Below are 22,460 nucleotides of genomic sequence, written 5' to 3' on the forward strand. Positions count from 1 at the left end.
TTGACCCTCCGGCATCCACGGGCTAGGCCGCTTCTGACAGTTTTTTGCAAGGAGCGCCCCATGGCCAACCCAACTCTGCTTATCCTCGCCGGTGACGGCATCGGACCGGAAGTCATGGCGCAAGTCACCCGTGTCATCGACTGGTTTGGTGCCAAGCGTGATCTGACCTTCGATGTGGAGCATGATCTGGTCGGCGGCGCAGCTTACGACAAACACGGCACGCCCCTGCATGACGATACGATGGCCCGCGCGCTTGAGGCGGATGCGGTCCTGCTCGGTGCGGTTGGCGGCCCAAAATATGACGATCTGGATTTCAGCGTAAAACCAGAGCGCGGCCTGCTGCGTCTGCGCAAGGAGATGGACCTTTATTCCAACCTGCGCCCCGCGCAGTGTTTTGATGCCCTGGCCGATTTTTCGTCTTTGAAGAAAGACATCGTTGCCGGCCTCGACATCATGATCGTGCGCGAACTGACCTCTGGCGTTTACTTCGGCGAGCCGCGCGGCATCTTCGAAGAGGGCAACGAACGGGTCGGCATCAACACGCAGCGTTATACCGAAAGCGAAATTGACCGTGTTGCCCGCTCTGCTTTTGAACTGGCTCGCCGCCGTGGCAACAAAGTCTGCTCTATGGAGAAGGCCAACGTGATGGAAAGCGGCATCTTGTGGCGCGAGGTGGTGCAGCGGGTGCATGACGCGGATTACCCCGATGTCGAGTTAAGCCATATGTACGCCGACAATGGCGCGATGCAGTTGGTACGCGCACCCAAACAGTTTGACGTGATCCTGACCGACAACCTGTTTGGTGACATCCTATCCGATTGCGCCGCGATGCTGACTGGCTCGCTTGGCATGTTGCCATCCGCCTCTCTTGGCGCCCCCAATGCCGACGGCCGCCCCAAAGCGCTCTATGAACCGGTCCACGGATCGGCGCCTGACATCACCGGTCAGGGCAAAGCAAACCCCATCGCCTGCATCCTGAGTTTTGCGATGGCACTGCGTTACTCCTTTGATCAAGGCGACGAGGCCGCGCGTCTTGAAAAAGCGATTGAAAAGGTGCTGGCAGACGGTGCCCGCACGGCGGACCTGATGGGCGAAGAGGGCGGCACCCCGATCAGCACCTCTGACATGGGCGACGCCATTCTGGCCGCGCTTGACGCCAGCCTTTAAAAACGCCCAAACGGGAAAACGAAAAGCAGCGCCTTGTGCGCTGCTTTTTTCTTGCCTGCCATTTGGGGGAGGCGGGAGTACCGTGTTACCCTATCCACCTCAATGCAAGGAGGCCGCGATGCACTGGAAACCAGAAGGATACACAAGCGTCAGCCCATATCTGATCGTGTCAGATGCTCAAGCGACGCTTAACTTCGCACAAGCCGTTTTTGACGCAGAATGTCTGCGCCTGCATCACCGAGAGGACGGCGGGATCAAACACGCCGAGTTCCGGATCGACGACACCGTTGTCATGGTCGGAGAGATGTCCGGCGGAGCCACAGCGCATATCCATGTTTATGTTCCCGATGCCGATGCGGCCTTTGCTCTGGCGCTGGCAACAGGGGGCAACGCCGTTCAGGAAATGACCCGCGCTGGCGACGGCGATTACCGTGGCGGTGTGGCTGATGCCAACGGCACAGTTTGGTGGATTTCCCAACAAGAAGAATACCGCGAGTAACTCTTGTTTGTGACGTATCGGCACTTTGGTTTGCACCCCCGCAATCATTGCTTGCGCCCTGTTTTTAAGGTATGTCAGCGGTAACATTTCTGGATAAGAGAACACCTTTGAACCAAGCGCAGAAAACGGACGCCCCTTTGGATCTTTTTGTGATCGGCGGCGGCATCAATGGCTGCGGCATTGCCCGCGATGCGGCAGGGCGCGGTTTATCTGTGGCACTGGCAGAAATGAACGATCTGGCCTCGGCCACCTCATCCGCTTCGACCAAATTGTTTCACGGTGGATTGCGGTATCTTGAATATTTCGAGATTGCTTTGGTGCGTCATGCTTTGGGTGAGCGCGAGACATTGCTCAAGGCGATGCCGCATATCTCATGGCCGATGCGGTTTGTTCTGCCTTACCACAAAGACATGCGGTTTGAGGCCGACACGCCCGCCTCCAAGATCCTGAATTTCGCCATGCCCTGGACCAAGGGCCGCCGTCCGGCGTGGCTGATCCGGTTTGGCCTGTTCCTTTATGACCATTTGGGCGGTCGCAAGATATTGCCGGCAACCCGCACCCTGTCACTGAACGGCACGCCCGAGGGTGTGCCACTGCAACCGCAGTTCAGCAAAGCCTTTGAATACTCGGACTGCTGGGTCGAAGACGCACGCCTCGTTGTTCTGAACGCCCGCGATGCCGAGGCACGCGGCGCCAAAATCCTGACTCGCACAAAAGTCATCAGCGCCGCCCGAAAAGGTGACCTTTGGGAGATCACCACCGAAGACACTGGAACCGGCACGCAGCAGGTACATCAGGCCAAGATGCTGATCAACGCAGGCGGTCCGTGGGTGGGCGACATCATCCAAAGCAAAGTGCGCATCAATTCCCGCGAGGGCGTGCGTCTAGTACGCGGCAGTCATATCGTCACCAAACGGCTTTATGACCACGACAAATGCTATTTCTTTCAAGGTGGCGATGGCCGGATCATTTTTGCGATACCCTATGAGACCGATTTCACCCTGATCGGCACCACCGATATGGATCACCCTGATCCTTCGGTGCGCCCCGAATGCACGCCGGAGGAACGGGACTATCTGATCAATTTCGCCAACGGCTATTTCCAGCAGGAGCTGAGCGCCGATGATGTGGTCTGGACATACTCTGGTGTGCGGCCGCTCTACGATGATGGTGCCAGCTCTGCCGCTGCTGCGACCCGCGATTATACGTTGAAAGTCGACGCAAACGGCGGTGCGCCGATCCTGAATATCTTTGGCGGCAAGATCACCACCTATCGAAAGCTGGCCGAAGACGCGATGGAGAAGATTGCGCCGTTTTTTGAGGACACCGCAGATCATTGGACCGCAGGCGTCGCCCTTCCCGGCGGTGATTTCCCGGTCGGCGATGTGCAAAAACTGATCGGAACATTGATGTCCGACTATCCCTTCCTTGACCGCGCTTGGGCCACACGCCTGATCCGTGCCTACGGCACCGAAGCCCGGCAAATCCTTGGTGATGCCAGGGCTGCAACCGATCTGGGCGAAACCTTCGGATACAACCTGACCGAAACCGAAGTGCGTTGGCTGATGCAGCGCGAATATGCAAAGACCGCCGATGATGTCCTATGGCGGCGCAGCAAGCTGGGGTTGCGGCTGTCCAAGGTCGAGGCGGCAACTCTGGATCGATGGATGCAGACCCAGCCCGGATCTTGACAACAAAGCCCCCGAAAGAAACCATTCCGCGAACAACACCGAAGGCCCGTTATGACACATATTCTTGCCATTGATCAGGGCACAACGTCCTCCCGCGCCTTGGTTTTTGATAGTGCGATGACCATCGCAGCCACGGCACAGCAAGAGTTCGCGCAGCACTTCCCTCATAGTGGCTGGGTCGAGCATGATCCGTCTGACCTGTGGTCTACCACCTTGAAAACCTGCCGCGACGCCATAGCGCAGGCCGGACTGGATGGATCAGACATCACCGCAATTGGCATTACGAACCAGCGAGAGACGACCGTGGTTTGGGATCGTGAAACGGGCGAGCCGGTCTACAACGCCATTGTTTGGCAAGACCGCCGCACCGCCAAATACTGCGCCGAACTTCGCGCAGATGGCCATGACGAGATGATCACCGCCAAAACCGGCCTCTTGGCAGATCCCTATTTTTCAGGCACCAAGCTCAAGTGGATATTGGATGAGGTTGAAGGCGCACGGGATCGTGCCCGCGCTGGGAAACTGTTGTTTGGAACGGTCGATAGTTTCCTGATCTGGAATCTGACCAATGGCGCGTCCCATGTCACCGATGCCACCAATGCCGCCCGCACCCTGCTTTATGACATTCACAATGGCCGGTGGAGCAAAAGCATCTGCGATTTGTTCGACATCCCGATGGAGATGCTGCCCGAGGTGAAGGACTGCGCCGCCGATTTTGGCATGACGGATGCCGCGCATCTGGGTGCGGCCTTGCCTATTTTGGGCGTTGCGGGCGACCAACAGGCCGCCACCATCGGGCAGGCCTGTTTTGAACCGGGCATGTTGAAATCCACCTATGGCACCGGATGTTTTGCGCTGCTCAACACCGGGGAAAATGCGGTGACCTCCAACAATCGCTTGTTGACCACTATCGCCTATCAACTGGATGGTAAGACGACATATGCGCTCGAAGGGTCGATCTTTGTGGCAGGGGCGGTTGTGCAATGGCTGCGCGACGGCTTGCAGATCATCAAAGGTGCCGCAGAAACACAGCCCTTGGCAGAAACCGCGGATGACCAGCAAAACGTGATCATCGTTCCGGCCTTTACCGGCCTCGGCGCGCCCTACTGGAATGCAGAATGTCGCGGTGCGGTTTTTGGGCTGACCCGCGGATCGGGACCAGCCGAATTTGCCCGCGCCGCATTGGAAAGCGTCGGATATCAGACCCGCGATCTGATGGAGGCCATGCATGCCGATTGGCAGGACGAAGGGGCCGCGCCCACACTGCGTGTGGATGGCGGGATGAGCGCGAGCGACTGGGCGATGCAATTTCTGTCCGACATCCTCGACGCACCAGTGGACCGTCCACATGTTCTGGAGACCACGGCAATGGGCGCTGCGTGGCTGGCCGGGCAGCGGGCTGGGATTTACCCCGGAATGGACGAGTTTGCAAAAAGCTGGGTCAAGGAACGTAGTTTTGCGCCTGCCATGGATGATAAGACCCGTGCGGAAAAATATGCGGGTTGGCAACGCGCAGTTACGGCAACCCTGTCGGTCTAGATCGGGCGCGCAGGCTTAGTTGCGGACCCGGCCAAAGGTCGACAGGCGGTTGATTTCGTCCAGCCGTTCAAGATTGACAACGGTGGACAACATCAAACGGTCATGGCTCCAATCGCCTGGGCGTTGAATTGAGATTGCCGTCAGGGTCGTCACCGCAAACAACGGCAGGATGACCGCAGCGAGGATCAAACGCGGATGCGTCACGCGCCGCGCATCCAACAGCGATCTGATGCGGTGCTCAAGAAAGCTGGTTTTGCCTTCGCGCAGGGTCGCGCGATCCGCAGTCACCAAGGCGACCTTGGGCACAGCAATCACAAAGGTCCGGTCCTTGCGCAACGTCTTTTGACAAACCGACAACAAAGTATCGCAATAAGTCTTCACGCAGATACTGCCACGTGTCAGAACCGCACTGTCGCAGCTCAACTCGCGCAGGTGTTCGACCTGCCGCTTCCACGCGTGGTAGGCCGGATTAAGAAAGAACAGCGGCTTGAGCGCCTCAAGCAGGATTTCCCACTCAAGATCGCCCTGACGCATGTGTTGGAATTCATGCGCCAAAGATACTTTGAGCTCGCTTCCTTGGCTCAACATATGTGTCGGGATCACCACATAATAATTACGAATGCCACGTGTGGAGAACGGCACCAGCGTCCGGTCAGACAGCAACAGACGCACCCGGCCAAACCGCCGCCAGAGAAAGCTTCGGCTGACAATCTTGTGCAGACAAAACATCGAATATACCAGTCGCACCGAGCCAAGTATCAGCCCCGCAAGAAACGCAACGATCATCGCCTGCGCGATAAATCCTACACCGCTGAGAATGTTGGATGACAGGGTCTCGCGGATCTGGATCAGGCTTTCAAAGCGGGTCGCCTTCATCTCGAACCCGCCATTCAGGTAATGAGACACCACCATATCGGACAGATTCAGGTTTACGCCTGAGGCAATGCCATTGTTTTGCAAACCATTGAACAGCAGGACAAGGAAAGGTGCAAAAACGATCGCCAGAAAGGCCCCGTTTAGAAGTTGAAGTTGGGTTCCGTAGGCATGTCGAAGGCCCAGATAATTCAACCCGATGCGCGTCAGGTGCCAAAGCCCATAGGCCACGCAAAACAGAATATTGGCGTTGATGAAAGCGTCGAGAACTGCATCACCCGGTATCATTTTTCAACCTCCGATCCACAAGTGCCCGGATTTGCCCCAATGCTTCGTCTGTGAGAGCATCATCGTTGACCAAACGCGCCACGAGAGAAGCAGGCGTGCCATCGAACAGCTTCATCGACAGATCTTTGAGTGAGCGGCTCTGGTAGGCGTCTTTGCCAAGCGCGGGAATATAGACATGGCTTTTGCCTTCTTTCCGGCTGGTGACGAATTCCTTTTGTTCCAGAATGCGCAGGATGGTGGCAGCGGATGTATAGGCCAGATTGCGCTCCTTAGGCAGCTGGTCCAGCACATCACGCACCGTCCCCTCCCCCAAGGCCCAAAGTTCATTCATGAACTCCAGTTCAACCTCTGTTAACAACTCGCGTTTTTTCTTTTCTCTCATTGCCATCCAGTCCGTGGGCATTGCTCACTCGTTACTCTCGCGGAGTAAATACTAAGTTTTTCGTAAACCAAAGCGATTTCTAAACCTTGCGGAAACAGAACACCGCCCACCCCACGGAAATTGCCAGCGGCCACCACAGCGGCTGCCCGACGATGCCAAGCCATGCGAGAAAAATATAGGCTGTTCCCAACAGCGAGATAAACAAGCGATCCCCGCGCGTTGTGGTCAGGCCAAGAACCCCGCGCCGTTCGTCCCCGCCCGGACGGCGGATTTCCAGCACGGTGATAATCGCCATTGCGGAAAAGATGCCGCAGAACAGCAGAAATGTGGCGGGCGTCCACGCCATCCAGAACTCAGGCCACAGGGGATCTGTCCAGGAGAAACCCTTTTCCTCTTCTTTTTTGGCGACATTGCCCCAACCTTGCGCTCCGGCGGGAACCGCCAAAAGAAGGGCGGCAAATGTGATAGAAAGACGCTGCATCAAACCCTCCCTAGGGCAAAGCCCTTGGCGATGTAATTGCGGACAAAATAGATCACGATGGCACCGGGAATGATGGTGAGCGTCCCCGCCGCCGCAAGCAGGCCAAGTTCATACCCCGCAGATGAGGCGGTCTTGGTCATGGTGGCGGCAATCGGCTTGGCTGCGACCGCCGTCAGGGTCTTAGCCAACAACAGTTCAACCCAAGAGAACATAAAGCAGAAGAACGCGGCGACCCCCACACCCGCTTTGATCGTCGGCAGAAAGATCTTCACAAAAAAGCGCGGGAAGGAATAGCCATCCACATAGGCGGTTTCGTCCAGTTCCTTTGGCACGCCGCCCATGAACCCCTCGAGAATCCAAACCGCCAGCGGGATATTGAACAGGCAATGCGCCAAGGCCACAGCAAGATGTGTGTCAAACAGCCCGACCGAAGAATACAATTGAAAGAACGGCAGCGCAAAAACCGCGGCGGGGGCCATCCGGTTGGTCAGCAGCCAGAAGAACAACTGCTTGTCCCCAAGGAATCGATACCGGGAAAACGCATAGGCGGCAGGCAGGGCCACCGCAACGGATATGACCGTGTTCAGCGACACATAGATGATCGAGTTGATATAGCCCCAGTACCACGTCGGATCAGTAAAGATCACCTTGTAATTCTCAAGCGTAAAGGTCTGGGGAAACAGGCTGAACCCCGAAAGGATCTCACCCGTTGTCTTGAAGCTCATCGCGATGAGCCAATAGATCGGCAACATCAGAAACAGGATATATAGGATCGGAATGAGGGTGCGTTTTCTCATTGCGCGTCATCCTTTGTCATGAGGGTGTAGAACAACCAGCTCACCAGCAGCGTGATGGCGAAATAGATCAGCGACATCGCCGCCGCTGGCCCAAGGTCAAACTGGCCCAAGGAGATCTTCACCAGATCAATGGAAAGCAAGGTCGTCGAATTGCCGGGCCCGCCTCCGGTCAGAACAAAGGGTTCTGTGTAGATGTTAAAGCTGTCCATAAACCGCAATAGAATGGCGATGGTCAGTACGGTCTTCAGCTTGGGCAGCTGAATGAAACGAAAGACTTTCCACGCGCTAGCACCGTCAATCTTGGCCGCCTGATAATAGGCATCCGGGATCGAAACGAGCCCTGCATAAGACAGTAGCACCACAAGCGAAGTCCAATGCCAGACGTCCATCGTGATGATCGTGACCCAAGCCGCAAACGGGTTCTGCGTCATGTCATATGGAATGCCCAGCGTATGGTTCATCAGATAACCCAGCAGCCCAATGTCCGGCAGCGTAAAAATATTCCACATCGCGCCCACAACGTTCCAGGGGATCAGCATCGGCAGCGCCATTGTGACAAGGCAAACCGGCACCCAGAAACCACTGCGTGGCATCGAAAGGGCAATGATAATGCCCAGCGGCACCTCGATGATCAGGATCAGGAAGGTAAATAGAAATTGCCGCCCCAAGGCCGCCTGAAACCGGTCAGACCGCAAGATCTGTTCAAACCAGTCCAGCCCCTGCCAGAAGAACACGTTATTCCCAAATGTTTCCTGCACCGAATAATTAACCACTGTCATGATCGGCACCAGCGCATTGAACGCCACCAGCAATAGGACCGGCAGCACAAAGAACCACGCCTTTTGATTTTCGGTTTTCATGCGCCCACCTCCGTTGCGATCCAGCCGTCGCGATAAAGCCGGGTTTGATCGGCGCGAAAGGCCAGATGCACGGCCTCGCCCTGTGCGGGCACCGGACCGTCGATCACGGCCTTGATCGAGGTGTCGCCCACCATCGCCTCCAGCACGGAATGCCGGCCAATGTCTGACACTTTGCGCACACGGCCCGGCAGGCCCGTCTTGGCAAGCGAGACAAATTCGGGCCGGATGCCAACCTGCGCCACGCCGCCACGGCCCGTGACTTCGCCTTCCAGCGTGATCGGGTGACCCTCAACCGTGACGCCGCCTTGCCCCTCATCGGCGGGCAGCACATTCATGCCCGGCGAACCGATAAAATGGCCGACAAAGGTATGCTGCGGGCGCTCAAAGAGTTCGACAGGTGTGCCGATTTGTACGATCTCACCATCCTGCATCACCACCACCTGATCGGCAAAGGTCAACGCCTCGGTCTGGTCATGGGTCACATAAATCATCGTCGCACGGACCCGTTGATGCAGTTCCTTGAGCTTGGAGCGCAATTTCCATTTCAGATGCGGATCAATCACCGTCAACGGCTCGTCAAACATCACCACGTTCACATCGTCGCGTACCAATCCGCGCCCCATGGAGATCTTTTGTTTGTTGTCCGGTGACAGATGCGAGGCGCGGGTATCAAGCATCTCTTCGACTTCAAGCATCGCGGCAATCTCCGCCACCCGCTCGGTTATCTTGGCTTGTGCCACCCCGCGATTGCGCAGTGGAAACGCCAGATTTTCGCGCACGGTCATCGTGTCGTAGATCACCGGAAACTGAAACACCTGCGCAATGTTACGCTGATCGGGTGGCAGGTCGGTGACATCCTTGCCATCAAACAAGATCCGCCCTTCGGATGGGACCAGCAAACCGGAGATGATATTCAACAATGTGGACTTGCCACACCCCGAAGGCCCCAACAGCGCATAGGCACCACCGTTCTGCCAATCGAGGTCGATCTCTTTAAGCGCAAAGTCCTCAGGCCCATTTGGATTTAGCAGGTAGGAATGACGCAGGTTGGAAAGAGTGATTTTCGCCATCAGGCAACGAGCCTCCCGTCCGGAGCAAAATAGAATGCCTGTGTCGGGTCCATGTAAAACCTGTGGCTTTCGCCCACGTTGTAGGGATGCACCCCATGAGCCAAAGACACCCATGCTTCCTGACCTACCTCAAAATGGGCGCTGGATTCTGAGCCGGACAATTCCGTGACCAAAACCGTGCCGTCCATCGCCACGGTGCTGCCCGAGGCAACTGGCGTAACGTGATGCGGGCGCACGGCGACGACATATGGCCCATCAGCCAATTCTGCCGCCGATCCCCCCATGGTCCAGCTGATCCCGTTTTGCATCTTGGCAGTGGTGCCCGTTTTTACGATTTCGGCCGAGTTGATCGGCGGGTCGGAAAACACACGCGCTGCTGTCAGGTTTTCCGGCCTACGATAGATCTCTGCCGTGGTGCCGAATTGGGTGACAACACCATCGTCCAAAAGCGCGGTCTTGCCACCAAGCAACAGCGCCTCTTCCGGCTCGGACGTGGCGTAGACCACAACCGCGCCGCGGCCTGCAAAGAGTTCAGGCAGCTGTTCGCGCAGTTCCTCGCGCAGTTTGTAATCAAGGTTGGCCAAAGGCTCATCCAGAAACACCGCGCGGCTCTCCTTGGCAATGGCGCGGGCCAAGGCGCAGCGTTGCTGTTGCCCGCCCGACAGCTCTTGCGGACGCCGGTTGAGCATCGGACGCAGTTGCAAGATATCTGCGGCTTCTTCTACGCGCCCGGCGATCTCGGATTTGGCCATGCCTGCAACCCGCAAGGGGGAGGCAATGTTCTCAAAAACCGTCATATGCGGATAGTTTACAAAGAATTGATGTACGAGGCTGATGTTACGCTTTTGAGTGGACAGCTTTGACACATCTTCTCCGTCCATATGAATCTCGCCTGCACCCAACGGATCAAGTCCCGCCATCAATTTGATCAAGGATGTCTTGCCCGATCCGGTCTGCCCCAGCAGAACGTTGAAATGCCCCGCCTCCAGTGACAGCGTGGTGGGTTTGATGTGGGTGATGCCCCTGACGACCTTGGTCGCGGCGCGCAGTTGGATTGTCATGTCGTTCAGCCCGGAATTGCGCCTGAAAGCGCGGCGTCAGAAAAGGCCGAAGCCCAGAGAGGGAACTTCGGCCAACGCTGGCCCCACATGGGGGCCAACACATGGTTTATTGGTTCCAGCGGGCTACCAGATCGTCGTAGTTGACGGTCTCGCCCTGCGGCTTTTCATTGTCCAGCTTAGCTTTCGCCCCGCCTTTGCCCAGCCATTCAGAGGGATCTTTTTCCTCGTTCAGGCGCGGGCCACAACCGCCGTAAACACCAGCCGCCTCATCTGCCTGCTGCATCCGGGCCATGGTGATATCCATCTCTTCGGCCAGACGATCCATCGCCTGTTGCGGTGTAAACGCGCCGGAGTTCACATCACCAATCTGCTGCCACCAGATCTGGGCCAACTTTGGATAATCAGGCACGTTGATACCGGTTGGCGACCATGCCACACGATCGGGCGAACGGTAAAATTCGACCAGACCGCCCAGTTTCGGTGCGCGTTCGGTAAAGGATTCATGGTTCACCGTGGAATCGCGCATGAACGTCAGACCAACGTGGGATTTTTTCACATCCACGGTTTTGGACGTCACGAACTGGGCATAAAGCCAGGCCGCCTGCGCCCGATCAGATGGTGTGGACTTAAGGAAGGTCCAAGACCCGACATCCTGATAGCCAACCTTCTGACCTTCTTCCCAATATGGGCCGTGCGGCGATGGCGCCATGCGCCACAGTGGATTGCCCGCATCGTCAACGGTGTTGTTGCCTTCCGACTTTGGCTTCACCATGTCGGCGGTAAAGGCCGTGTACCAGAAGATCTGCTGGGCCACATTGCCTTGCGCCAGCGCTGGCAAGGATTGGTAGAAGTCATAAGACGCCGCACCCGGAGGCGCATAAGCCCGCAGCCATTCGTCCCATTTGCGGATCGCATAGACCGCCGCCGGACCGTTGGCCGCGCCGCCCCGAGTAACAGAGGCACCCGCAGGGTTACACGAACCGGCCTCCATCCGGATGCCCCATTCGTCGATTGGCACGCCGTTTGGTTCACCCTTGGAGCCGGTGCCTGCCATCGACAGCCAGGCATCAGTCATCCGCCAGCCCAGATCGGGCGCGCGTTTGCCATAATCCATGTGACCATAGATCGCGACACCATCAATTTCTTTCACGTCGTTCGAAAAGAAATCAGCAATATCCTCATAGGCTGACCAGTTGACCGGAACACCCAATTCATAACCATACTTGGCCTTGAACGCAGCTTTGTTGGCTTCGTCATCGAACCAGTCCTTGCGGAACCAATAGAGGTTCGCAAATTGCTGGTCGGGCAACTGGTACAAGTTACCGTCCGGACCTGTGGTGAACTGAATGCCCATAAAGTCATCCAGATCAAGCGTTGGCGATGTCGTCGCCGCCCATTCGCCATTCATCTGTTCGGTCAGGTTATAGGCCAGCTGCAACCGCGAGTGGGTGCCAATCAGGTCGGAATCGTTGACATAGCCGTCATAGAGGTTCCGCTGGGTCTGCATCTGCGTCTGCACAGCCTGCACCACTTCGCCCTCACCAAGGATCTGGTGGTTTACCTTGATCCCAGTGATGTCCTCAAAGGCCTTGGTCAGTACTTCGGATTCATAACCATGCGTCGGGATACCTTCCGACAGCACGTTGATCTCCATACCCTTAAACGGTTCCGCCGCGCTGATGAACCACTCCATCTCGGACATTTGTTCGTCTTTGCTAAGCGTGGACGGCTGGAACTCTTGATCAATCCATTTCTGAGCCGCTGCCGTATCGGCAAAAGCAGTCCCAGACCCCGCGATGACGGCCAATGCCGCAGTCGCGGAGAGCAGATACTTGCGCATCTTGTCTCCTCCCAAAGTGTTTGTGAGCCGGACCATGCCGACCTGACACTACGCTAATGCCAGAAATGCAAATCTGTCAAACTAAATTGTTAGTAGATAATTTACAATTACTTACAAATAGTTAACGAGACGAGGCATTATTGACGTAGGGTCACTGCTTCGCCCTACCCTGCTCTTCCCGGTCAGAAACACATTCCGCCAACCAATCACACAACCTGGTCACATGGGCATTGTTCTGGTTTTGTGGCGTCACCAAATAATAGCTGTTGCTGGTGGTCATCCCGCCCGCATGCAATGGCACCAACTGGCCGCTTTGCAGCTCCTGTTCAATTAAATAGTCCGGGATCAACCCCACCCCCAAAGACGCCGTCGCCGCCGCGATGATCATCAGAAATTGATCAAAATACTTCCCCGACATCGCCATCGGCCGATCAATCTCCAAATCCTCCAGATACTCCTGCCAGGCAAACGGACGGGTCGCGAGGTGCAACAGCGGCACCGCGCCTAGGTCTTGCGAACCCTTCACCCCGTGCTTGTCGATAAACGCAGGCGAAGCGACCGGAATCAATGTCTCGCTGCACAGGTAGCGTAGATCGGCGCCGGGCCAGTCGGCCTTGCCGAAATGCACAGCCAGGTCAAAGCGCCCCTCGGACATGTCAAAAGGCTCCAACCGGGTGGAGAGGCTTACCTCGATATTCGGATAACGCTCAAAAAATGCAGGCAGGCGCGGAATCATAAACCGGCTGGCAAAGGCGGGCAGCGTGGCAACACGAATGGCGGCCCCCATCTTGCCCGCAGACACCGCCCGCATGATGGTGCGATGCATATTCTCCAGATCAACGGCCAGCCCATCCGCCAGATTTTGCCCGGCGGCGGTCAGAACCACCCCCCGCCCGACACGGCGGAACAGGGCAGTGCCAACCGTGTTCTCCAATTCCTTCACCTGACGGCTGATCGCGCTTTGCGTCAGATGCAGCTCTCCGGCTGCCAGCGTAAAGCTTTGGTGCCGGGCGGCGGATTCGAAACTGCGCAAAACAGCATGGGACGGCAGATAACGCCTTTGGTATTCTGACATTGCGGGTGTTCCTGCCTCAAGATGCGGTCAAAGTCACCCATACCGGCGTCCGGCAGGTTGAGATATGAATATTATTCATGAGTGGATGAGTATCAAGCGATTGTATCTGCCCACCGGGGCGCATTAGGTGGCTGCAATCTGAAATGGCGGCAGGCAGCTCTATCACATGCCGATCCCGCCTTTTCTCAACAGCTATGATTGAGGGTTGGCTATGAAAAAAATTGCAGTTCTTGGGCTTGGAAAAGTTGGCACATTGGCAGCGGAACTGCTGCACAATTCAGGGTTTGACGTGACCGGCATAGATATGTCGCAACCCGCCACATCGCTGCCTTTTGCCGTCAAGGCGATGGATCTGAGCCAGACCGGCGACGTTTCTGCCGAGTTTGCACAGCAAGACGCCGTCCTGTCCTGCCTCCCGTTTCACCTGAACGCCCGGCTGGCGCAGATCGCCCATGATGCTGGCATCCACTACTTTGACCTGACCGAAGACGTGCCAACCACCAAATCCATCATTGAGCTGAGCAAAACCTCCAAAGGGTTGATGGCGCCGCAATGTGGTCTGGCACCGGGTTTCATCGGAATTGTCGGCGCAGATCTGATCGCATCGCTTGATGAATGCCGCAGCTGTAAAATGCGGGTTGGTGCCCTTCCGCAAAACCCCACCGGCTTGATGGGTTATGCCTTCAATTGGTCGCCCGAAGGTGTGGTCAACGAATATCTGAACGACTGCGAAGTGATCGAAGACGGTGAGATCAAATGGGTCTCGGCGATGGAATGGCTTGAAGATATCTACATCGACGGGGTCAAACTTGAAGCTTTCACGACCTCAGGCGGTTTGGGCACAATGTGCGACACCTATTTGGGCAAGGTTGCCAACATCGACTACAAAACCATGCGCTATCCCGGTCACGCCGCGCAGATGAACTTTTTCTTCCACGAGCTGTTGATGCGCGAGCGCCGCAAAGAGGCAGGAGAGATCCTTGTGAACGCCAAGCCGCCCGTGGATGACGACGTGGTCTATGTGCACGTCGCGGCAGAGGGCAAGAAAGACGGGCGAATGGCCCGCAAGGAGTTTGTGCGCGGCTACCGTCCGATTGATGTTGCAGGCAAATCCCGCACGGCCATCGCGTGGACCACCGCAGGATCGGTCGTCGCAATCATCGAAATGGTGCGCGACGGCAAGTTGCCAGCCAGCGGGTTCCTCAAGCAAGAAGACATTCCGCTGTCCGATTTCCTCGCGACGCCCACAGGCGGCCTTTACGCCCAATAGTGTCAAAGTTTGCCACGGTTTCGAGCACAGTCGGAACCGCGGCAATTCTCCAGAGAATCAGAGCCGGGCCCGCTTCAAACACGTTGGTTACAAAAACGACCACCGCAAATGGCCCGCTTACCTATAGATGCCAAATACGCGACAATGCCCCTTAAAACTGGGCTATTGATGCACTTCGACAGACCAATCCACCCCAGAAACAGTTACTTTGTTAACGAATAAACTTGCTTGAACAGGGGTTTCTCCGGAGGATTGTGCCAATTTTTAGGCACTTCTCTTTGATCCCTCGGGGGCGGCAATATTGTTTTGTACTGTCCGACATATTCTGCGCGGTCTTGTTTTAGCCAGCGCTTTTGCATCAGGACTGGCGGTTCAGCCGGCCCTAAGCCAAACGCGCAGCGCAACGCTTGAGTTCGAGAACATTACATTCACCTCTGCCGACACCATCCGCGATTTTGTTGGGCGGCATCTGGGGGATCCTGATCTATGGCCCTACGTCCTTGAACTGAACCAGATCGCAACACCCACCGATTTACGGCCCAACGACACGCTCAAGATGCCGGTCAAACAGGTTCGCGCGGCGGACGAGGCGCTCCAACAGGCGCTCAACACCATCCAGACCGCAACAGCGGAAGGCGCACAGGTCTTTGCGCCGGTTCAGATCGGCAATGCCGTCGCCAGCCGCGAAACCGCGCTGGAGCGGCGTGAAACCTATCAGTGGGGCGAGGTCATTGATCTGTCCGACATCGCCACTCTGCTGGCGCAGGAGGCGCTTGAGATCGCGATTGCCCAACGCGACCGCTCTGCCGAGGCGGTCGTGTCCGATGTGCAAGGTGATGTGCAGGGCCGCGCCCCGGCCGAGCCGCGCTGGTCTGGTCGAAACCTCAACGACATTCTGATCGAATTTGAACGCGTGCGCACCCTTTCGGGCAGCACAACCCAGATCACCTTTCGCGATCTGTCGCGCCTGCGGTTGAACGCCAATTCCAATGCCACGATCCAGCGCATGCGCTCTGACCCGTTGACCGGGGATGAGGTGACCAAGGTCTCGCTGGTGGACGGCGACTTTTATGCGGTTCTGAACCAGCTGTCGGACAAGACCGCTTTTGAAATCGATGTGCCGGGTGTCGAGACCAAGACGAACTCATCGGATTTCTGGGTCAAGAACGACACCAGCGGCGCAAAGTTTGTGAATTATGATCAAGCCAGCCTTGAGGTCAGGCAGGGCGATACTGCCGTGGTGATCGGTGAAAATGAAGGTGTTGTGCTCAACCGCGACGGCGCCCAGACCGCCGATGTTCTGGATAGCCCCGTACTCAGCCGACCGGACGATAATGAAATCTTGTATTCCAGCGCTGTTGATCTGGCTTGGGCCGGATTTGACGGCGCTGCGGGGTATTGGATCGAAGTGGCCCGCGACGCTGGATTTAATGAAATGCAGGTCAGTGAATGGGGCATCGCCGAAACCGCTTTTACCACGCCGGAATTGCCCCCGGCTCGCTATTTCTGGCGGGTTGCCGCGCTTGATCAATTGGGGCTCCCCGGACAATGGAGCAAACCCGCTGGCTTTATCGTGCGCCGGGACAACACGCCGCCGTTTCTGACATTGCTGGCCCCCGGTGACGGCACCCTGTCTGAAGAGCCGACGATCATCGTTTTCGGCGCGTCCGAGCCGGATGCCACTGTCCTGCTAAACGGTGCGCCACTGGAGCTGAACCAGGACGGCAGCTTTGAAATCGAAGTGCCTTTGAATGTGGGCGAAAACCTGCTGCGCCTTGATGCGACCGATCTGGCAGGAAACCAAAGCAACCTTGGACAAACCGTCATTTACCGCCCCGCGGTTGCGGTTGAGATCGCATTTGATCCTGCCATGCCCCGCGCTGACGATGCTTTTGCTACGCGATCTGGGGAACTGGTTGTTCGCGCGGCGACCACCGCGCAACCCGATGCACCGGTCGTTGTCATTGATGCCTCGGGCGCCGTGGTGGTGCAGGCCGTAACAGGCCCACAAGGCGCCCTTTCGTTTAGTGTCCCGGCAACATCTCAAATTCAGGGCTATCAGATTGAAATTTTCGCGCCCAATGGCAAATCCGAAGGTCGCGCCGATTTCTTTGTCTTACGCGATGAAATGCCCCCGGAGGTGAAGCTTGATCTGCCGCTACCCAAGGCCACTGACAATCCTGATCTAGAGATCACCGGCACGGCAGGGGATGCGGTCAACCTTACACTGGATGGCCAGCCCGTGGAGATTGCTGACGGAGCCTTTGCCATCGCAACCGAGCTGCAACCCGGCATCAACGATTTTGATCTGCTGGCGACCGATGCTGTTGGCAACGTCACGGCTGTACGCTTGCAAACCGTTTATGACATTGAGCCACCCGTGATCACCCGCGCCGAAGTGATCCGAGCCGAAGGCAATGCTGGGCCAATCACCATCGAAGTGGCCGCAACCGACCCAAGCGGGCTGCGCAAGTCCGCCACCTATCTGATTGAGATTGGCGGTGCGGAACGGGACGGATTTTTGCGCTGCGACAGTGGCGCGGGCATCTGCCGCGCCAGCCTGCCGCCCGAAACCGGCCAGATCCAACTGATCGAAGTGGCCGTCGAAGACTACGCCGGAAACACGGCATTCAAATGACCTCTCGGGCGCTGCGCCTGAGGGATGGAGGAAGACGATGAACTGGATGAAACGCATCACACTGGCTGCCGGCGCCCTTACTGCGCTTGCCCTGCCGCTGAGCGCCCAAACCACCGCCGACACGGCCAGCCTGCTGGTGATCTACGGAATCTCCGCGCCCAGTTCCGAAGGCGACGTGGATCACCGCGAACAGATCCTTTTCTCGATCCCTGAAAACACGCCCGGACGTGTCTATGTGCGCATCTTTGATCCCGAAACCAGCGGCAACGATGACTTCACCTATGGCGGTCCGCGCGATTCATTGACGACCTATCGCATCATGGGCGGCGAAGGTGCCTTTACCGGCGCAACCCGCCCCTCCATGGTGCAGGAACGCGAACGACCTGCCCGTATTTCGACCGTCACAACCGATCCTGGCAAGGTCTTGGCGCAATCTGAATACGGCTATGACAAAGGCACCGATGGCCGCTGGATAACACTGGGCACCGTCCGCGCGCGTCAAGGTGAGATCGTGAATGGCCGCGCCTATTTCCGCATTGATGTGGACGGTACCGCCGGCAACGACGGCAACGGTTTTTCGGTCGCTGTCAGCACAGTGCGCGACCGTAACCGCGCGCCCAATGACCTGTCGATGTTCGCCTACCAGCCCACGATCAGGTGGAGCGCCGGCACATCCGCAACCCGCGTCACGGTAGACCCCGCCGCGCAAGGGCCGTTCAAGGTGCAGAATTTTGACGGCGCCAAGGGCGATCTGACCTTTGTGACCGACTACACTGATATACCGCTGCAAATCTCTGGTCAGAACTATTGGTCCATCGACAGCGCGGCGCCGGAAACCGGCGCTTTGGCACTTAGTCTTAAAGGCGGGTTTGAAACACCAAATGATGTGACCGTATCCGTGTTTGACAAAGACGGCGCAGCCGTCGGCTTGCAAATGCCGCCGGTAAAGGCGCTTGATCCGGCCCGCCCGACAGCCATCGGAACCGCCAGCCCTCTGGCAGATTGCCGCGCTGTAGCCTTTGACGCCAGCCCCTCGCAAGGGCGCGTGCCGCTCAGCTACATCTGGGAGTTTGGCGATGGCAAATCTACCGATCAATCCGTGATCGCACACCGCTATGACTCGCCGGGCCGCTATACCGCGACACTCAAGGTGATGGAACAAGGCACCCATGCTGGCCGTGGATCCAGCGTTGCCGTACCCGTGCATGTCCGGTCTGGCCCAACAGCCAAACCCGGCGATCCGATCACAGTGGCCCCCGGTCAGGTTGTGCCTTTTGACGGTTCAGCATCAGAACCATCAGACAGCCCCATCAGCCGCTACATCTGGAGCTTTGGCGATGGCACCGGCGCGGCTGGCAGCTATGCCGAGAAAACCTATGAAAAGCCAGGCACCTACCGCAGCAACCTGCGGGTTGAAGACAACAGCGATCACCCCTGTAACTTCGGCGTTGAAACCCGCCTGATCACGGTCAACTTTCCCCCCGTGGCCGAAGCAGGTACGGACCAAACCGCCGAGACCGGCCAAACGCTGCTGTTTGATGCCAGTGCCAGCTACGACGTGGATGGAACTCTCAACACTTATGTTTGGGACATGGGCGACGGCACCATCATTGAAGGTGCACGGATCAGCCACACCTACACCAAGCCCGACACCTACTATGCCACCCTGACCGTCAAAGACGACAGCGGCGTTGAGAACAATTATGACTGGGATCAATTGATCGTGGTCGTGAACGCGCCGCCAGAGCCGATGTTCACGATCCCGGACCGCCCTGTGTCTGTCTCCGAGGCGGCCAGTCTCTCTGCTGAGGCCAGTGTTGATCCCGATGGATCGATCCTGTCCTACATGTGGGATTTCGGTGATGGCGCATTGGGGGACGGTGAGATCGTCGAATACGCCTGGACCGCGCCGGGGATCTATACCGTGACCCTGACCGTCACAGATGACAGCGGCACGGCCTCAGCCATTCAAAAGATCGAAAAGCAGATCGTGATTGATGCCGCCCCAACCGCGAATGCAGGTCCGGCCCAATTTGTCACGGCCAGCGAAGTCCAGTTTGACGGCACCGCGTCCTCCGATCCCGAAGGTGGGATCACATCCTACGAATGGGACTTTGGCGATGGTCACACTGGCACCGGCCCGACGCCGGTTCATGCCTATGCACGGCCCGGCATTTACGAGGTGGCGCTTGTCGTACGCGACGAAAGCACTGCACCTTTGAACGTCGACCGTGCCACAACAACGATCACGATCAACGCCACGCCTATCGCCGATGCTGGCCCGCCCCTGACCGTGGCACCGAACGAAGAGTTTGTCCTGTCCGGCCGCGCCTCACTGGACCCCGATGGCCGCGTCAGCGTCCACGAATGGACGTTGCCGGATGGCACCTCACAATCTGCCGAACGCATCGCTGTCGCTTTGGCCAGTCCCGGCCTTTACCGGTTTGGTCTGACAGTCAAAGACAGCTTTTCCGGCGGACCGGCGGCTGACACAGCCGAGACATTGATCACCGTCAACGCTGCCCCTGTGGCAGAAGCGGGTGCCGACCAGCTGGTCGCGCCGGGCGATCCCGTACGCTTTGACGGCGGTCTGTCCTACGACACGGACGGCGAGATCATCAGCTACATGTGGGAATTTGACGATGGTGTTGATCCTGTTGCTCTCCCCGCCTTTGAACGCACCTATGACACCCCCGGCGTATGGTCCGCGCAACTGGTCGTGACCGATGACAGCGGCGTGACCAACGCCACCGACACCGATGATCTGACCATTCGGGTCAACCACGCCCCGGTCGCCGAAGCCGGACCGCGCATTGATACCGAAGTTCTACAGGTCTCATTTGACGGTTCAGCCTCCTCAGATGCCGATGGTGATGCGTTGATTTATGCCTGGGATTTTGGCGACGGCTCCGCCCCGATGGAAGGGGCGCAGGTCACCCATGTCTACGAAAAATCCGGCATCTACCCCGTGACGCTGCGCGTCGATGACGGGACCGGCCTGAAGAACGCGAAAGCCATCGACACAACGGTCGTCACGATCAAGACCCGTCCAATTGCGGTGGCAGGCGGCAACAAGGATGTGTGTTCCGGCCAGCCGATCCTGTTTGACGCCTCAGACAGCTCCGACCCCGATGGCAGTTTGCTGCTGTATTCCTGGGACTTCGGCGATGGCGAAACCTCCGATCTGGTGAACCCGTCAAAAACCTACGAACAGCCCGGCGCCTATCCGGTCACCCTGACCGTGCGCAATGGCACCGGCACCGAATGGGGCACCGCGGTGGACCGTATCGCCGCCCTGATCCGCGAAGGACCGATCTCTGATGCTGGCGAGGATATGACCGTTTGCACCAACCAGGCCGTGCGCTTTGACGGGTCCGGATCAACCGACGCAGACGGGGCGGTCAACTCTTTCGCCTGGACCTTCGGTGATGGCGGAACAGCCAGCGGTGAACGTCCTGAATACCGGTTCAAAAAGCCCGGCAACTACGTGGTGAACCTGACCATTACAGGCGAAGCTTTGGGGTCCTGCAGCCCGCTGGACACCGACACCGTGAATGTCGAGGTCGTCGCAGCGCCCGCGCAGACCATCGTCGGCTCTGAACGCGCCGCCGCTGGAATGCCTGCGAAGTTCTCCATTGATCTCAGCGATCTTGAGGGGGCATCCGTGATCTCTCACAGCTGGAGCTTTAGCGATGGTGCAACCGCAGAAGGGGCTGAGGTTTCGCACGTCTTTGAAACACCGGGCGTTTATTTTGCGACCCTGAAAACCGAGCTTTCTGGCGGCAACCAAGGGTGCAGTACCATCGAGACAACCCGCAAGGTTGTGGTCAATGAGGCACCTGCCGCTGACATCAAGGGCCCGCAATCCATGGCCGCAGGTGAAGCGGTGATCTTTGATGCGGGCGCCTCAATCGACGCGGATGGCGTGATCATCAACTACGCCTGGGACTTTGGCGACGGCAACACCAGCGAAGGCTTGCGCCCCGCCCACCGTTTTGCCAAAGCCGGTACCTACAAGGTGGCCCTGACGGTGACGGATGATGCGGGCGTTGGTAACAGCCGTGTCACCCGCGAACATGAAGTTGTGGTGAACCCCGCCCCGGTCGCCGATCTTGAAGCGCCGCAATGGATCTGTCCTGCCGTGGAATTGCCTTGGCAGGTTGACGTTCCGGAAGGTACGGATGTTGCATGGATCTTCGGCGACACCGGTGTGCGTGCCGAGGGGGCCAGTGTGCGCTACCAATTTGCAAATCCGGGCCTCTACCCGGTGAGCGTCGCCTTGAATGACGGCAAGAACCTCGCCAACAGCCAACGCCGCGAGGAACGCTATGTGCGGGTCAATGCGGCACCAACGGCACTTGCCGGACCGGACCGTGTGGTCTGCCCTGGCGATGTGACGGTATTTGATGCCGGTGCTTCTGGTGATCTGGACGGTCTGATCGAACAGTTTGAGTGGAAGTTCAGCGATGGCGTGACACTGACCGGCCCAAGGGTTGAGCGCAGTTTTGATAACGCTGGTCCTGTCACCGTGGATCTGGTCGTGACCGACAATAGTGGTCTGACCTGCGGCACCGGTACAGATCGCGCAGCGGTTCTGGTCAATCATACACCAAGCGTCGATGCCGGGCCGGACATCACAACAAAGCTGGGCGCGGCCCATGACGTTGCTGATTTTGATGCATCCAATGCCTTTGACCCAGATGGCCAAGGCTTGGACCTGCACTGGAACTATGGCGACGGAACCACCGGCACAGGCGCAGTATCACGGCATCGCTATGCAACGCCCGGCACCTACACCGTGACGGTTGAGGCACGCGACCCAACCGGGCTGGCCTGCGGGGTCGGCCGTGACACGGCAACTGTCACGGCGCTGCCGCGCAACTGATCTTTGCCCACGCCGCAGCGGTCAAACCGCTGCGGCGTGCGGGT

General features: G+C 57.7%; 16 protein-coding genes. 7 read left to right on the plus strand and 9 right to left on the minus strand.

The features are described from left to right. Nucleotides 1-60 precede the first annotated feature (60 nt). From leuB to glpK, 4 genes are all read left to right on the plus strand, one after another. Nucleotides 61-1,167, plus strand: a complete 1,107-nt coding sequence (leuB, locus tag JNX03_RS12345; protein WP_203209331.1) for a 3-isopropylmalate dehydrogenase — start codon at nucleotides 61-63, stop codon at nucleotides 1,165-1,167. A gap of 118 nt (nucleotides 1,168-1,285) precedes the next feature. Further along, nucleotides 1,286-1,666 (plus strand): VOC family protein, encoded by a 381-nt coding sequence (locus JNX03_RS12350; protein ID WP_203209332.1) that lies wholly within the window; start codon nucleotides 1,286-1,288, stop codon nucleotides 1,664-1,666. Between the two features lie 71 nt (nucleotides 1,667-1,737). Further along, nucleotides 1,738-3,357, plus strand: a complete 1,620-nt coding sequence (gene glpD, locus JNX03_RS12355; protein WP_203209333.1) for a glycerol-3-phosphate dehydrogenase — start codon at nucleotides 1,738-1,740, stop codon at nucleotides 3,355-3,357. Between the two features lie 51 nt (nucleotides 3,358-3,408). Continuing rightward, on the plus strand, nucleotides 3,409-4,896 hold the full coding sequence (gene glpK / locus JNX03_RS12360; RefSeq protein ID WP_203209334.1) for a glycerol kinase GlpK: 1,488 nt from the start codon (nucleotides 3,409-3,411) through the stop codon (nucleotides 4,894-4,896). A gap of 15 nt (nucleotides 4,897-4,911) precedes the next feature. Here the strand turns inward: glpK and JNX03_RS12365 are convergent, their stop codons facing one another. From JNX03_RS12365 to JNX03_RS12405, 9 genes are all read right to left on the minus strand, one after another. Further along, nucleotides 4,912-6,057, minus strand: coding sequence for a M56 family metallopeptidase (locus tag JNX03_RS12365; protein ID WP_203209335.1), 1,146 nt, complete (start codon nucleotides 6,055-6,057; stop codon nucleotides 4,912-4,914). After that, nucleotides 6,044-6,439, minus strand: a complete 396-nt coding sequence (locus JNX03_RS12370) for a BlaI/MecI/CopY family transcriptional regulator (protein ID WP_025047187.1) — start codon at nucleotides 6,437-6,439, stop codon at nucleotides 6,044-6,046. Before JNX03_RS12370 ends, JNX03_RS12365 begins: the two co-directional genes overlap by 14 nt. A gap of 79 nt (nucleotides 6,440-6,518) precedes the next feature. Then, nucleotides 6,519-6,920, minus strand: coding sequence for a DUF2160 domain-containing protein (locus JNX03_RS12375; protein ID WP_203209336.1), 402 nt, complete (start codon nucleotides 6,918-6,920; stop codon nucleotides 6,519-6,521). Then, a complete protein-coding gene (locus JNX03_RS12380) occupies nucleotides 6,920-7,717 on the minus strand; it encodes a carbohydrate ABC transporter permease (RefSeq protein WP_203209337.1) in 798 nt (265 codons plus the stop codon). The genes JNX03_RS12375 and JNX03_RS12380 overlap by 1 nt, the downstream gene beginning before the upstream one ends. Continuing rightward, complete coding sequence (locus tag JNX03_RS12385; RefSeq protein WP_203209338.1) at nucleotides 7,714-8,577, minus strand: carbohydrate ABC transporter permease; 864 nt, start codon at nucleotides 8,575-8,577, stop codon at nucleotides 7,714-7,716. The genes JNX03_RS12380 and JNX03_RS12385 overlap by 4 nt, the downstream gene beginning before the upstream one ends. Next, nucleotides 8,574-9,647, minus strand: a complete 1,074-nt coding sequence (locus JNX03_RS12390) for an ABC transporter ATP-binding protein (protein ID WP_203209339.1) — start codon at nucleotides 9,645-9,647, stop codon at nucleotides 8,574-8,576. Before JNX03_RS12390 ends, JNX03_RS12385 begins: the two co-directional genes overlap by 4 nt. Continuing rightward, nucleotides 9,647-10,708 (minus strand): ABC transporter ATP-binding protein, encoded by a 1,062-nt coding sequence (locus JNX03_RS12395; protein WP_203209340.1) that lies wholly within the window; start codon nucleotides 10,706-10,708, stop codon nucleotides 9,647-9,649. The genes JNX03_RS12390 and JNX03_RS12395 overlap by 1 nt, the downstream gene beginning before the upstream one ends. A 106-nt stretch (nucleotides 10,709-10,814) precedes the next feature. After that, on the minus strand, nucleotides 10,815-12,548 hold the full coding sequence (locus JNX03_RS12400; RefSeq protein WP_203209341.1) for an ABC transporter substrate-binding protein: 1,734 nt from the start codon (nucleotides 12,546-12,548) through the stop codon (nucleotides 10,815-10,817). Between the two features lie 151 nt (nucleotides 12,549-12,699). Next, nucleotides 12,700-13,623: a LysR family transcriptional regulator gene (locus JNX03_RS12405; protein ID WP_203209342.1), complete on the minus strand. Its 924-nt coding sequence runs from the start codon at nucleotides 13,621-13,623 to the stop codon at nucleotides 12,700-12,702. A 211-nt stretch (nucleotides 13,624-13,834) separates the two neighbouring features. Here JNX03_RS12405 and JNX03_RS12410 point away from each other — a divergent pair, with 211 nt between their 5' ends. The 3 genes from JNX03_RS12410 (at nucleotide 13,835) to JNX03_RS12420 (ending at nucleotide 22,416) form a co-directional block, all read left to right on the plus strand. Next, complete coding sequence (locus JNX03_RS12410; RefSeq protein WP_203209343.1) at nucleotides 13,835-14,893, plus strand: saccharopine dehydrogenase family protein; 1,059 nt, start codon at nucleotides 13,835-13,837, stop codon at nucleotides 14,891-14,893. A gap of 301 nt (nucleotides 14,894-15,194) precedes the next feature. Then, nucleotides 15,195-17,531: a FecR domain-containing protein gene (locus JNX03_RS12415; RefSeq protein WP_203209344.1), complete on the plus strand. Its 2,337-nt coding sequence runs from the start codon at nucleotides 15,195-15,197 to the stop codon at nucleotides 17,529-17,531. Nucleotides 17,532-17,568: 37 nt separating this feature from the next. Next, on the plus strand, nucleotides 17,569-22,416 hold the full coding sequence (locus tag JNX03_RS12420) for a PKD domain-containing protein (RefSeq protein ID WP_203209345.1): 4,848 nt from the start codon (nucleotides 17,569-17,571) through the stop codon (nucleotides 22,414-22,416). Nucleotides 22,417-22,460: the final 44 nt, after the last annotated feature.

It is taken from the genome of Sulfitobacter mediterraneus (assembly GCF_016801775.1).
GTDB classification, from domain to species: Bacteria; Pseudomonadota; Alphaproteobacteria; order Rhodobacterales; family Rhodobacteraceae; genus Sulfitobacter; species Sulfitobacter mediterraneus_A.